This is a genomic window from Wenjunlia tyrosinilytica (assembly GCF_014646055.1).
In the GTDB taxonomy this organism is placed as follows: domain Bacteria; phylum Actinomycetota; class Actinomycetes; order Streptomycetales; family Streptomycetaceae; genus Wenjunlia; species Wenjunlia tyrosinilytica.
Genome location: NZ_BMMS01000070.1, coordinates 1 through 13,746, shown reverse-complemented (window position 1 = coordinate 13,746; position 13,746 = coordinate 1). Strand labels below are relative to the sequence as shown.

Here is a 13,746-nt window from a genome sequence, read left to right as displayed (position 1 = left end):
GGTTCAGGCGGCGACGGGTTGGCGGGCGGTGAGGTGCACAGTGGCGCCGATTCGCTGTGTGCCGATGGTCTGGGGTGCTGTGGGGGCTGGGCTGTGCAGGGTGAACCACACTGTCTTGCTCGTGGGACGGGTGGAGCATCCCCAGGCTGTGGCGAGTGCGTCGACGAGGGTGAGGCCGCGGCCGCCTTCGTCGTGTGTGTGGCTGGGGCGCGGTTGGGGCGGGCGGGGGTCGGGGTCGGTGACGCCGATCGTCAGGCGGGCGCCGTCGAGGCTGATGTCCAGGCTCACTGGCGGCTGGTCGCTGAGGGCTGTGCGGCAGTGACGGACCGCGTTGGCGAGGAGTTCGCCGAGGAGGAGTTCCGCGGTGTCCGCGGTGTCCTGTGCGATGCCGGTGCGGGTGAGCATGCGGGCCGCGCGGTGGCGCATGGCGGTGACGTCTTGTGTGCGGGGGGCGGTGGCCTCGATGTGCAGGAAGGCGTGCCGGGTGCGCCCGGCGGTGCTGGCGGTGGTCGCGGTGGCGTTCATGGTGAACAGTCCTTCGGCAGATCTTGGAGCCGTTTCCACTGTCACAGCGCCGTCGTGCCCGGCACATCCGTACTACTACCGCAATGCACCCCGGCACTACCTACGTGCTCGCCCGGCGAACCGGCGGACCGGGGGACCCGGGGGAGCGGGAGACCGGGCGGACCAGGTGGATCGGGCGGATCGGGGGACCGAGGGACGGCCCCGGTCCAGGGGGCACATGGCAACCTTTCCCTGCGGAGCTCCGGTCGGCCGGGATGCGAGACCGGTCGGGCGTAACGGCACAGAAGGGGGCGGACGAAGCCGTGCGACAGCGACGGGGGTCCACATGCCCGGCGGCATCGTGAAGGCAGGTTTCGCCCGCGCCCGGTCGGGCCGCGGCCGACAGCCCGGACCGGACCGGACCTGGGCAGCGGACCGCTCAGCCTCCGCAACGGCAACCGGACTGCGGCGGCCACCCCTCCTGGCGCCGGGTCGGTGAGTTCCCCGACGACGATGGTCGTGATCACCCTGGTGTGCGACGGCGGCCGCTCGAAGTCCCCTGCCCACACAGGCTCTCCGGCACCGGCGCCCACCGCATCCTGAACAATCCTGAAGGGGTTCCCTGGAAAGGGATCGGCGGGCCGCTTCAGTGGCTGCCCCCGTCCTTGGCGTCTCACGCGCCGCGCCCAGCAGACCGTCACGTCACCGCTTGGGCGTCGGCGCACTTGCCGCGCCGGACGCGGGCGCTGACGCCCAGAGGCCCTGCGCGAGTTCATGCTTCTCGGGTCGCGCTCGCCCGCACTGCCGCGTCGGCCCGACTGTGCCACTGTCGTTCTGTCAGAGGGATCCGGCGCCGCGTCGAGTTGCGAGCCGAGACGGGCGCCCTACCGTGGAAGTGCACCATTCCCTCGTTCCGGGAGGGGCAGGGGGCGGGTCTCATTCCTTCCAGGGCGCGTCGTTTCACGATGAGACGTCTTCCTGCGTGCCCTGGCATCCTTCGTACACCGATACACGTGGTGGTGGCCATGAGCCGACGAATCCTTCTCCTTGCCGCTGTGATCTTTCCGCTGCTGATGCTGGGACTCGCGCCCGTCGGCGCCTCCGCGGGCGACTGCGACAACTTCCCCGGTGGGATCTGTCCGCCGTTCGGGGATCCCCGGCAGCCGCCGGCCTTCGGTGATGGATGGTGGAACATCGAGAGTGGGTTCACCCGCGATCTGGCCCTGTCCGCTCCCTGGGACTTGGGCCTGCGACCTCGCCGAACCAGGATCACCCTGCAGCCCAACCGCAACGAGGGGAACCAGCAGTTCCGCTTCCGTCCGATCAATGGCATGTTCCAGATCAAGGTGCGCGGCACGGGACTGTGTCTGCAGGGCAGCAACCAGCCGGACGGCAGGGCGATCGTTCGCCAGAATGATTGCAACACGCCGTCCGACGCCCAGACTTGGACGATCGAACGCCACCCGAGAGGCTACTTCAGGATCAGGGCGGGGCTGGGTAGGGCACCGGGCGTCGGGCAGCGATGCCTCGACGCGGCCTTCGCGAGTCGCACCGTGCCCCCGCAAGGAACCTATCTCCAGGAATTCACCTGCCATGACGGTGAGAACCAGGCTTGGAGGTTCGTCGACGCGTCCCCGCCGCCCCCTCTCCACTGAGACAGAGACAGGGGATGGGTATCGTGGCCGGTCCGGGCAATGGGCCGGCCGTGGGCGGCGTACAGAAGGGGCAGGATGCCCCAGGCGAGCGCGTCGTTCGAGTCGTTGACCATGCCCGCCCAGTTGGCGGAGGACAGCGCCGTGGCCCGGAGACCGGCGATGCGCGCGATCTGTCAGGTGGTCAGCTCGCCATGTGTGATCCGGATTCCTCGGCGCGCAGCGGTGGGCCGCCTCCGTGCGGGCATGTGAGTTGACGCCGAGCAGGACGTTGCCGAAGACCACTCGGCCCCACGACGGCGCCCGGATCAGCAGCAGTGGCACCGGCAGGGCGATCAGCCGGCCCGCGACCGGGACCGGTTTACGGCGTAGCGGACCCACAACGTTCCGGCGGGTCATGCACCGCGCTTCAGCTTCCGGCCGGTGGCGTTCGCTCAGTCGTCCGCGCCGCCGACCAGGACGGCGAGGCCGCGGGCGCCGTTGCGGGCGAGCAGGCTGGCGGCGGTCATGGCGCGTTCGCCGTGCCCGCACATGACCACCGTGCCGTCGGCGCAGTCGTGGGTGTCGGCGGCGAGCGTGCCGAGTTCGCGGTGGCCCGCGCCGGGAATGTGACCGGCCTCGAACTCGGCGTCCTGGCGGACGTCCAGGACTGGGCGGTCGCCGATCCGATCGGCCGTGACCAGCTGGATCGTCTCGACACGCCCGTCGTCGGCGCGCCAGGCGTCCATGCCGCCGTCGAGCCGACCGGTGAGCCGGTCGTAGCCGATCTTCGCGGCCTGCCAGGCCGGCTCTGCCGGGTCCTGGCGGGGACCGAGAACGACGACGAGCGAGGCGTCGTCGGGCAGCAGCCAGCCGAGCCAGGTCGCGAACGTCGGCCGCAGTGCATTGGAGACCGCGCCCGCGATGTGCCCGGCGGCGAACTCGGTGACCGGGCGGGCGTCGACCAGATGGGCGCCCGCCGCGATCAGGGCGCGGACGGCGCCCGCGGTGAGCGGTGCCTGCCCGGGGGTGCTGGTCAGGACGGCGGGGCCCTTGCGGTTGCTTTCGGCGAGGTGGTCGAAGTACGCGGGGTAGGTGCCGAGCGATCCGAGCAGGCGGTGGACGAAGGTGTCCTCGTCGGGGGCGGCGAGCAGGTCGTTGGCCGCTTTCTGCGCGCCGATGGTGGTGGTCCGCTCGGTGCCGGGCGGGGCGGAGCAGAAAGAGCCGGCTCCGTGGGTGGGCCACACCGCGGTCGTGTCCGGCAGCTCGGTCAGTCGGCGAAGCGAGCGGTACTGGGCGCGGGCCAGCTCCTCGGCCCGCTCAGCGCCGAGGAGGTCGGTGCGGGCGGCGGAGCCGACGATGAGCGACCCGCCGGTGAACACCCCGAGTTCGCGCGGGCCATCGAGGAGAAGGAACGACAGGTGCTCGTCGGTGTGGCCCGGGGTGGCCAGGGCACGCAGGGTGAGGCCGCCGAGGTCGATCTCGTCGCCGTCGGCGAGCGGGATGTGGGGGTAGGCGCGGCGACCGGCGGCGGAGGCGAGCACGGCGGCGCCGTCGTCGGCGGCCAGTTGCACGGCGCCGGTGAGGAAGTCGGCGTGCAGGTGCGTATCGGCGGCGAACGCCACCGTCAGGCCCCGCCGCTCGGCCGCCGCGCGCAGGGCCCGCAGGTCCCGGGAGGCGTCCACCGCCAAGGCGCGGCCGTCCCCGAGGCCGACCAGATAGGCGCTGTTGCCCAACCCGTCGTCCACCAGGGGTACCAGGTGCTCGTCGGTGAAGCCCACGGCCTCCTCCAACTGGCGAGAGGGTCCGGGTGGCATCCTCATTCACCCTACTCATACAATATTCCATGGATTGATGGAGGATTCCATCATGGGAGACCCCGCCCGCAGAGCAGAGCTGTACGACGCCCTCGCCCAGACCGGCAAGGCCCTGTCCAGCGGCAAACGCCTGGAACTGCTCGACCTGCTCGCCCAGGGCGAGCGCAGCGTCGATGCCCTCGCCAAGACCGCGGGCCTGGGCCTGACCACCGCCTCCGCCCACCTGCAGACCCTCAAGCAAGCCGGGCTGGTCACCACTCGCCGTGAGGGCGTGCGCATCCACTACCGCCTCGCCGGAGACGACGTCGCCGCCCTCTCCACACTGCTGCAGCACGTCGCCCGCACCCGCCGTGCCGCCGCCGACCGGGCGCGCACCGCCTACCTCGGCCCCGACGACACCGAGCACCTCACCCGCGAGCAGCTGCTGGAACGCGTCAGGGCCGGCACCGCCACCGTCATCGACGTCCGCCCCGCGGAGGAGTACGCCGCCGGTCACATCCCCGGTGCCCTGTCCGTCCCTCTCGACCAGCTCGAGGCCCGCCTCCCCGAGCTCCCCGACGATGTCGAGGTCGTCGCCTACTGCCGCGGCGCCAACTGCGTCCTGGCCCACGACGCCGTCCGCCTGCTCACCACCCGCGGTCGCCGTGCCGTCCGCCTCGTCGACGGCATGCTCGAATGGCGCCTGGACGCCCTCCCCGTCGAGTCCGGCGCCGCATGACCGAGACCGAGGCCTCCCCAAAGGGCACGCCGTTGCCGGTGGACGGCACCGGCGAGGTTCACTGGCCGGGCAGGGTTCACCGGCCCGGCGAGGTCGTCGCCGTCGACCAGGAATTCGACCGCGCGGACGACATCGTGGTCGTGGATCCAGGACACGTACTGCGCACCGCCGGCGACCGGGCCGCCGAGTGCGAGGCGCGGCCAAGGGCAAGCTGGACCGCCGCCCGGCCACGGGCTCTGCTCTCGGGCCACCGTGTCACCTCGGGGTGCCGGGCAGGGCCTGCTCGGTCCAGATGCATTTGCCGTCGGTGGTGTAGCGGGTCCCCCAGCGCTGGCTGAGCGCGGCGACCAGTTGGAGCCCGCGGCCGCCCTCGTCGGTCTCGCGGGCACGGCGGATACGAGGCGTGGTGAGACTGCCGTCCGACACCTCGCAGATGAGCGTGCGGCCTCGCAGCAGGCGCAGCCGGACGGGTCCCTTCGCATGCCGGACCACATTGCCCACCAGCTCGCTCGCGATCAGCTCAGTGGTCATCACCAGTTCGTCGAGCTGCCACTGGTCCAGTTGGCGCCTGATGTGGTCGCGCGCCTGACCTGCCGCGACGGGGTCGTCGGAGAGGGTCCAGGACACCACATTCCGGGCCGTGAGGGTGTGCGTGCGGGCCAGGAGCAGTGCGGCGTCGTCGTGGGTTCGCTCGGGGGCGGGCAGCAAAGTGGAGACGAGTGTGTCGCCGAGCCGGTCCAGCGTCCGGGCCTCGGTGTCCCGGGCGCTGTCCGAGCAGTCGCCCGCAGTGCCGTGCCTCGCCATGCCGTCGAGGCCGGTGGTGAGCGCCGTGGCCAACTGGGCGATTCCGGTGTCGATGTCGCGTCGCGCGGACTCGACGAAACCGTCGGTGTACAGCACCAGCAGGCTGCCCTCGGGCAGTTCCACGTCCGTGGTGTCGAACGGCGGCGTGGCCGAGCCCAGTGGCGGGTTGGCGGCGAGGCCGGGAAAGCGCACCGTGCCGTCGGGGTGGATGACGGCAGGTGGCGGGTGTCCGGCGCCGACGAATGTGCAGACTCCTGTGGCGGGGTCGTACAGGGCGTACAGGCAGGTGGCGTAGAAGTCGTCGCCGAGGTCGCTGACCAGGTCGTTGAGGTGCGAGAACAATTCATCGGGGGGCAGTTCGAGCCCGGCCAGGGTGTGCACGGCCGTGCGAAGCCGGCCCATGGTGGCGGCCTCGGGAAGGCCGTGGCCCATCACGTCCCCTATGACCAGGGCGACGCGCTCGGCTGAGAGCGGTATGACGTCGTACCAGTCGCCACCGAGCATGCCCTCGCTGGCAGGAAGGTAGCGGGCGGCCGTGGTGACTGCGGGCAGGCAGGGCAGCGCCCGGGGGAGAAGGCCGCGCTGCAACGCCTGGGCGCGGCCGTGCTCGGCGTCGTACTGCCGGGCCCGTTCCAGGGCTTGGGCAACCAGTCCGCTGAGCGCGATCAGCAAGGTGCGCTCCTCCCCGGTGAGGCGGCGCGTCCGGTCGAAGGAGACCACGCAGCCGCCCACTTGACGACCGGAGACCATCAGCGGCAGGAAGGCCCAGGCACGCTTGCCGCTCAGGGCGACCAGAGTGCGCAGCGCCGGGTACTCGGCCTCCATCTCCTCGGGCGAGGCGATGAACCTCGGCGTACCGTCGGGCACCGTGTGGTCGGCGGGGGTACCCAGGGGAAGGGGGCCCTCGGCGAACCGGTCCATGAACGGCTGCGGGTAGCCGACCGCGCCGACGGCCTGCAGCCGGTCGCCCTCGCGGGCCTGCACGATCAACCCCGTTGCGCCGAACAGCGGGAGCACCCGCTCGGCGGCGGCGGCCACCACGTCCTCGGCGGTGAGGGCCTCGGCGAGCGCCGCTGTCAGCTCGCCTATGCGCGCGGACCGTTCGGCGGCGGCGCGCTCCACGGCCGCACGTTCCGCCTCCAGCTGCCGCCTCTCGGTGATGTCCGTCAGGTACACCGTGAGTCCGTCGGGCACCGGGATCAGCCGCAGGTGGTACCAGCGGCCGTCGGCGGGCAGCTGCCGGTCCAGCCCTGTCGGTGTGCGATCGACGACGGCCCGGCGGCACCGCGATTCGAGGCCCGGCACGCGAATCGTCGGGACCTCCCACAGCGTCCGGCCGACCAGTTCCCGGGAGGCACCCAGAAGCTGCTCAGCCTGGAGATTGAGGTAGAGGATCCGCCATTCGGTGTCGACGGCGAGGAATCCGTCGCTCATGTGCCGCAGAGCGCGGCCTGCCGATTCCATGACGGCCCGTGTCTGTGTGATCGCCCAGAGTCGTCCCACCATGTGGGCCGGTTCGCCGTCCTCGCCGAGGAGCGTCCGCCCTCGAACCTCCACCCAGCCGACGCTGCCGTCGCGTCGGCGGACCCGGTGTTTGACGCTGTACTCGGCGTTCTTCCGCTGGGACTGCTCGGCATGCGTCAGCACCGCCGGCAGGTCCTCGGGATGGATCATTGCCCGCCAGGTCTCGATCCGCCCGTCGAAGTCATCCGGGCCAATGCCGAGTACCCGGGTCATGGCGTCGTCCCAGACCACGTCACCGGTGTGAATGTTCCAGTCCCAGGCCCCGACGGGCACCTCGTCGAGCGCGTGCTGAAGCGCGTAACCGGTCGCGGTGTTCTCGTCCGAACGGGTTCGGGTCGTGTCGTGCGCAGCGGCAGGGGTGTGACCCAGTGCCCCCAAGAGCCACCGCGCCACCGCTTCGAGATAGCCCCGCTGGACCGCGCTGGGCGGGTCGGGCCCGGCCGTCACCACAGAGAGCACCCCGCCGAGCCCTTCGGACGAGTGGAGCGGAACGGCCACCATCCCGGCAGGGAAGGGAAGAGGGTGCGACAGCTCCTCCGGGGAGAGCGGCAGCCACACCGCCCCTTCCTCGCGCAGCGCGCGTGCCGTGGGCAGGTCCTCGTGCCAGTGGATCTCCTGGAAGCTGCGGGCGAGGTCCTGGGACAGCCCGCTGCTCTCCACCAGGCGCAGGCGCCGTCCGGGGCCGGACTCGCGCAGGTGCACCATGCCGCCCAGGCCTTTGAGGTCGGCGACCACCTGCCGCAGCAGCGGTGCCAGAGCTGTCCCGGTCCTGCCCTGGACGGGTGATGGGATCGAGGAGTGCAGCTTGGCCTGCGCGGTTGCCTCCGGCCCCTCGCCGGGAGGAGGTGTCTTGTCCACTCTCACGCCTCCGATCCGCCGCAGCATTGGATCTCGATCATGGAAAATCAGTCTTCGGTGTCCTCTGGGGCGTCTATCTCGACTCTATTCGTGCTGGGAGGCCGACCGTAGGTTCGCGGTGTTTCCGTCGATGGCGACCCGCTGCGATGGGGAAGGGGTACCCGGGGATGCGGGCCCGTGCACAAGCCCTGTCCTGCTGTTCTCGTGCCCAACGGCGGCATCGGCGTGCCGACCACCTGCTCGACGGTGTGCCGGGTCAGGCCCGGCCGCGTCAGCAGGGCCTCCGGAACGGCGCACTCTTGCCGAGGCCCGCCCTGCTTCTCCTCCTCGTCACTGAGGGAGGTGACAGCGTGCCCGGCGAAGGTGAAGGAGCCGTCGTCCGTCGTCGCACTGAGCAGGGCTGCCGACCCCTGGCACAGCGCGGCCACGACCGCGCCCCGGGCGTCGGCCTCGGTCAGCAGCCGGCCCAGGGCGCGGAACGCTTCCCTTGTGTGCGGCCGGGTGGATGACTTCGAGCATCCATCACGGCCCTCCGCTCGTCACGCCAGCAGCTATAAGATAATTTATGGAAAGGCGGTATGGAAAGGCGGTGACGTGACCAACCTCGACCTGCTCTCGGCGTTCCTTGAGATCTACCGTGCGGGGTCCCTGTCGGCAGCGGCGACGCGCCTCGGGATCACCCAGCCGGCCGTCAGCGGGCAACTGGCCCGCCTGGAGGCACAGATCGGTGAGCCGCTCTTCACCCGCTCGCGCCACGGTGTCACCCCCACGGCCCGCGCCGCCGCACTCGCCGCGCGCATAGGCCCGCATGTGGAAGGACTGCGTCAGGCCCTGACGGCGCACGACGCGGACCCGGGGTACCTGGGCTGCCTGCGCATCGGTGGCGCCGCGGAGCTGATGACCGCGCGGGTTCTGCCCGCCCTGGCCCCGCTGACCCAGCGCGGCCTGCGGATCCGCGTGACCCTCGGCCTTGCCGAGGAACTGCTGTCCGCACTCGCCGCGCAACGGGTGGACCTGGTCGTCTCGGCCGTGCGCCCGGTGCATCGGGGCATCGCCGCCACCCCTCTGGCCGACGAGGAGTTCGTCCTGGTCGGACCGCCCGTCCTGGCCGCCGGGATCGACCCGGTGCGCCTGGCCTCGGAACCCATCCGGGCCCTGGCACACTTGCCGCTGGTGTCGTACGCCGACGAACTGCCGATCATCCGCCGCTACTGGCGCAGCGAGTTCGGAGGACGGCCGCCGAACCCCACGGCCGTGGTGGTTCCCGACCTGCGGGCGGTACTGAGCGTCGTTGTCGCCGGATCGGGCGTGAGCGTGCTGCCCCGCTACCTCGCCGAGCCGGCCCTGCGCGCCGGCTCTGTGGTCCTCCTGCACGAACCGGCGGCCGCTCCCTTGAACACGCTCTATCTCGCCACCAAGGGTGGTGTACTCACCGACCCCACGCTGGCGCTGGTCCGCGAACACCTGCTGACCCGCGCCCGCGACTGGAGTGATCTGTGACCACCCCCCGCCCGCCGTACAGGCCCCCGGCCACGGCGTGGTCAGAGCTGTACCCGCAGCCGCACAGGGCGGGGGCGGCGTGGTCGAGGCTCCACCGGGCGGCTCGCCAGTTCATCGGACGGGCCATCCTGGCCCGGAGAGTCAGGAAGAGCACGAGGAGTACGGGCCGCCGCACTGGACGAGGCGAGAGTCCATCGGTCGCCCAGCCGTCCTCGCCGCCCCGCGTGATCCCGTGGACCAGGGCGAGGATCGCCGACGACCACTGAGCCACGTCGGAACTACTCGTCCAGCCGTTCCAGCAGATGGACCGGCGTTGACACGCCTTCGGTCACCTGCCTTAATTGCGCCCCAGACGGTCATGAGTGTCAGCGACAAGCCCTGGCTTGCTGACCGGCAACCCTCGCGCCGCGGTGGGGTGCCCCAGGTGACGACCGGACCGGATGACGTTTCGGTAAGCGCGAGGCCCCGAGGGGCCGGAGAAGTGACGGTGACGGACATGCACGCAGATTCCGGGACGGCCGCCGGCCGCCCTCAGGGCTGCGTACAGCCGTACGACAACCTGCTCGTCGCCGACCGAGCCGTCGATCTGCTCCGCGTCGGCAGCGCACTGTGTACCGCACCGGGCCGCGCCCGCTGTCGGGGCTGACCGACTTCCTCAGCCGCGCAGCAGTCGCCTTCCCGACGAACACCGCCCGCGCGGTGTGCCGTTGTCCGCCCACCCCCGGTCCTGTGTGCTGCCGTGCGCCGCCTCGCGCCGCAGAGCGGTCCCCGCCCTGCCGTCGAGCCGCCGCGCACCGCCACCGCCACGGCCCGGGGTGTCCGAATCCGCCGGAGACCCTCCATGAGTGAACCCCCGGGCGCCGCCGTGTCCCTCGCCGAGGCACCGCCCGCCGACGACAGCCCCCGCCTGCTCACGGCCCAGCGGGTGCTGCCGCTGCGCAGGCCGGGCCGCTGGATCGTCACCGCCGTGGTCCTTGTCGTCGTCGCCCAGATCATCCACGGCCTGGCCACCAACCCCTTCTACCAGTGGGACCGCTTCCGCTATTGGTTCCTGCGCCCCACGATCCTCGACGGCCTCGTCATCACCCTCGAGGTGGCCGCGCTCAGCGCGGTGCTGGGTCTGCTCGGCGGTGTCCTGCTCGCCCTCGGCCGGCTCTCCGGCAGCCCGGTGCTGCGCGCCGTGAGCTGGACCTACACCTGGCTGTTCCGCTCGGTGCCGCTGATCGTCGTACTGATCTTCCTCTACAACTTCAGCGCGCTGTACCGGACGCTGAGCCTGGGCGTGCCGTTCGGCCCCGCCTTCGTCACCTTCGACGAGTCGCGGCTGGCCACCGACATGGCGGTTGCCGTCGTCGGCCTCAGCCTCAACGAGGCGGCGTACGCCTCGGAGGTGGTCCGCGCCGGCATCCTCGCCGTCGACCAGGGACAGCACGAAGCGGCGGCCGCGCTCGGCCTGCCGAAGGGCTACCAGTTCCGCAAGATCGTCTTCCCCCAGGCGCTGAGGTCGATCACCCCGAACTACGTCAACCAGCTGATCGGCCTCATCAAGGGAACGTCCCTGGTGTTCTACGTGTCGCTGCTCGACGTGTTCGGCTCGGTGCAGACGATGGGCAGCACCTACCCCGGCGACATCGTGCCGCTGCTGCTGGTCGCCACCGTCTGGTACCTGATCCTCACCAGCGCCGTGTCCGTCGTCCAATTCCACGTCGAGCGGTACTTCGCCCGGGGCGCGACCCGCACCCTGCCGCCGACCCCGTTGCAGAAGGCGCGCACCGGCCTGACCGAACTGTGGGCCCGGCTGCGTCGGGAGGCCGCCGTATGACCAGCACCGAGACCCTGGATACAACCCCTGCCGCGCTCGAAGTCCACGACGTCCACAAGTGGTACGGGCTCCACCGGGTGCTCGACGGCGTCAACCTGACGGTACGGCCGGGCGAGGTGACCGTCGTCCTCGGGCCGTCCGGCTCGGGCAAGTCGACCCTGCTGCGGGTCATCAACCACCTGGAGAAGCCGGAGATCGGCCACGTCAGCGTCGGCGGCGAACTGATCGGCGTCAAGCGCCACGGCGACCGGCTGAAGGAACTCAGTGAGCGGGTCATCCTGACCCAGCGCAGCCGGATCGGCTTCGTCTTCCAGAACTTCAACCTCTTCCCGCATCTGACAGTCCTGGACAACGTGGCCGCCGCGCCCGTGGCCACCGGAAAGCTGACCCGGCCCAAGGCCCAGGAACTGGCGCGCGAACTGCTCGGACGGGTCGGGCTCGGCGACAGGACCGGCGCCTACCCCCGGCAGCTGTCCGGCGGCCAGCAGCAGCGCGTGGCCATCGCCCGGGCCCTCGCCCTGCGCCCCGGCATCATCCTGTTCGACGAACCCACCTCGGCGCTCGACCCCGAGCTCGTCGGCGAGGTCCTCGCGGTCATCAAGGACCTGGCCACCAGCGGCACCACGCTCGTCATCGTCACCCACGAGATCGGCTTTGCCCGCGAGGTCGCCGACCGCGTCGTCTTCATCGACGGCGGCCGGATCGTCGAACAGGGCCCGCCCTCAGAGGTGCTCGACCGGCCGCAGCACGAGCGGACCAGGGACTTCCTCGGCAAGGTCCTCTGACCCCGCCGTCCCCGATCCCCCCACACACCACTACCCGCCCTTCCTCAGCGACAAGGACAGCCATGCACAGCCACATCTCACGACGCAGCCTGCTCCGCGGCATCACCGCGGCGACCACCGTCGCCGCCCTCGCCTGCGGGCTCGCCGCCTGCGGGGGCGACAGCGACGCCGCCACCACGACCGACGCCGCAGGCACGGTGACGGTGGGCCGGCTGTCCAACGGCGCGGCCAAGCAGACCCAACTGAAGGTCTCCGAGGTCAAGTCGATCAGCGCCCGGGTCCCCCAGTCCATACGCAAGAGCGGCAAGCTCGTGATCGGCGTCGGTGCCCTGCCCGACGGCTTCCCCCCACTGGCGTACGTCGGCTCCGACCAGAAGTCCCTCACCGGCGCGGAGCCCGACTTCGGCCGCCTGGTCGCCGCGGTGCTGGGCCTGCGGCCCGAACTGAAGAACTCCACCTGGGAGAACATGTTCGTGGGCGTCGACAGCGGCAAGGTCGACATCGCCTTCGCCAACATCACCGACACCGAGGAGCGCAAGAAGAAGTACGACTTCGCCTCCTACCGCAAGGACGACGTCGGCTTCGAGGTGCTGAAGAAGAGCACGTGGAACTTCGGCGGCGACTACCGCAACCTCGCCGGCAAGACCGTCGCCGTCGACAACGGCACCAACCAGGAGAAGATCCTTCTGGAATGGCAGGAGAAGCTGAAGAAGGAGGGCAAGCAGCTCACCATCAAGCACTTCGCCAGCAAGGGCAGCACCAATCTGGCGCTGACCGGCGGGAAGATCGACGCGTACTTCGCCGCCAATCCCGGCGTCGCCTACCACATCACGCAGACCGCCAAGTCGCCCAACCCCACCCGCAGCGCGGGCACTTACTCGGGCGCGGGCGCCACCCTCCAGGGCCTGATCGCGGCGACGACGAAGAAGGACAGCGGCCTCGCCGAGCCGGTCGCCGAGGCCATCAACCACCTGATCGAGAGCGGTCAGTACGCCAAGTGGCTGGCCGCCTGGAACCTTTCCAACGAGGCCGTCGCCAAGTCCGAGGTCAACCCGCCCGGCCTGCCCCTCGACAATTCCTGACGCTCCATCAGAGCAGTTTTCGCACCGGCTGATCGACGCACGAAAACACTGACCGACGGCACCGGCCCGCGACGGCATTGAGGGCGCCTTCTCGCAAGGGGTTCAGGGCTTCGGCCCACCCCGCGAGCCGAAACCCGCATGTCGCGCCTTGAAGCACTGCGTCCCGCCGCCTGACGGCGGCGGGACGCATGGCCAACGCCGGTTTCCCAGCAGTGTCATGGTGCTGGGGCCCGCGTTCGTACGGGTGCTCTCGGACGGTTACTTCACGAGGCCGTAGGCCTTGTAGATCGTCTGGTTGGTGACATTGCCGTCCTTGTCGGCCAGCTTGACCTTGAACGAGACCGAGGTCGCGTTCTTGGGGTGGCTGAGCTTGAGGACCCGGTTTCCCTGCTCCACCTTGACCGGGGCCTTCTTCCATGTGGTGCCCGCGTCGTAGGAGACCTGCACGTCGAGGGTCTTGAGGTTGGAGCCCGTCGCCGGGCCCTGGATCCACAGCGGGACGGTCAGCTTCGTGCCCGCCTTGGCGGTGCTGGCCAGGGTCAGCTTCGGGGTGAAGCGGACCGTGGACAGCGGGAGCCAGGCCGGCTTGTCCCCGTCGACGCGGGAGGAGGAGAAGGTCCAGTCCGCCACGATCCGGGTGCTGACGGCCGAGACCGCGCTGCCGCGGCTGACATCGGTGCTGACCTTGTACTCGGTCTTGG

At 70.7% G+C, this 13,746-nt stretch carries 9 protein-coding genes, 1 pseudogene and 1 riboswitch; of the genes and pseudogenes, 6 read left to right on the top strand and 4 right to left on the bottom strand.

The annotated features are described in order from the left end of the window. Positions 1-3: 3 nt before the first annotated feature. Positions 4-525 carry an ATP-binding protein gene (locus tag IEY86_RS34765; protein WP_189135900.1) on the bottom strand — a complete coding sequence of 174 codons (522 nt, stop codon included), beginning with the start codon at positions 523-525 and terminating at the stop codon, positions 4-6. Between the two features lie 992 nt (positions 526-1,517). Between IEY86_RS34765 and IEY86_RS34760 the strand changes: the two genes are divergently transcribed. Continuing rightward, positions 1,518-2,159 (top strand): RICIN domain-containing protein, encoded by a 642-nt coding sequence (locus tag IEY86_RS34760; RefSeq protein ID WP_189135899.1) that lies wholly within the window; start codon positions 1,518-1,520, stop codon positions 2,157-2,159. A 431-nt stretch (positions 2,160-2,590) separates the two neighbouring features. Here IEY86_RS34760 and IEY86_RS34755 read toward each other — a convergent pair whose 3' ends face one another. Then, positions 2,591-3,952, bottom strand: a complete 1,362-nt coding sequence (locus IEY86_RS34755; protein WP_189135898.1) for an MBL fold metallo-hydrolase — start codon at positions 3,950-3,952, stop codon at positions 2,591-2,593. Positions 3,953-3,989: 37 nt separating this feature from the next. Here IEY86_RS34755 and IEY86_RS34750 point away from each other — a divergent pair, with 37 nt between their 5' ends. Beyond that, positions 3,990-4,670 carry a metalloregulator ArsR/SmtB family transcription factor gene (locus IEY86_RS34750; RefSeq protein ID WP_229699037.1) on the top strand — a complete coding sequence of 227 codons (681 nt, stop codon included), beginning with the start codon at positions 3,990-3,992 and terminating at the stop codon, positions 4,668-4,670. Between the two features lie 255 nt (positions 4,671-4,925). On the opposite strand, the gene IEY86_RS34745 is transcribed toward IEY86_RS34750, so the two are convergent. Continuing rightward, on the bottom strand, positions 4,926-7,856 hold the full coding sequence (locus tag IEY86_RS34745; protein WP_229699036.1) for a SpoIIE family protein phosphatase: 2,931 nt from the start codon (positions 7,854-7,856) through the stop codon (positions 4,926-4,928). Positions 7,857-8,450: 594 nt separating this feature from the next. On the opposite strand from IEY86_RS34745, the gene IEY86_RS34740 reads away from it, so the two are divergent. The 4 genes from IEY86_RS34740 to IEY86_RS34725 all read left to right on the top strand — a co-directional run bounded on the left by IEY86_RS34740 (position 8,451) and on the right by IEY86_RS34725 (position 13,045). Then, positions 8,451-9,356, top strand: coding sequence for a LysR family transcriptional regulator (locus tag IEY86_RS34740; protein ID WP_189135897.1), 906 nt, complete (start codon positions 8,451-8,453; stop codon positions 9,354-9,356). Positions 9,357-9,710: 354 nt separating this feature from the next. Continuing rightward, positions 9,711-9,820: riboswitch (SAM riboswitch) on the top strand. Between the two features lie 377 nt (positions 9,821-10,197). Continuing rightward, positions 10,198-11,178: an amino acid ABC transporter permease gene (locus IEY86_RS34735; RefSeq protein ID WP_189135896.1), complete on the top strand. Its 981-nt coding sequence runs from the start codon at positions 10,198-10,200 to the stop codon at positions 11,176-11,178. Next, positions 11,175-11,963, top strand: coding sequence for an amino acid ABC transporter ATP-binding protein (locus tag IEY86_RS34730; protein ID WP_189135895.1), 789 nt, complete (start codon positions 11,175-11,177; stop codon positions 11,961-11,963). Before IEY86_RS34735 ends, IEY86_RS34730 begins: the two co-directional genes overlap by 4 nt. Positions 11,964-12,025: 62 nt before the next feature. Continuing rightward, complete coding sequence (locus IEY86_RS34725; protein ID WP_189135894.1) at positions 12,026-13,045, top strand: ABC transporter substrate-binding protein; 1,020 nt, start codon at positions 12,026-12,028, stop codon at positions 13,043-13,045. Between the two features lie 258 nt (positions 13,046-13,303). On the opposite strand, the pseudogene IEY86_RS34720 reads toward IEY86_RS34725, so the two are convergent. Next, positions 13,304-13,746, bottom strand: a pseudogene (locus IEY86_RS34720) (peptidase); the annotation flags it as partial.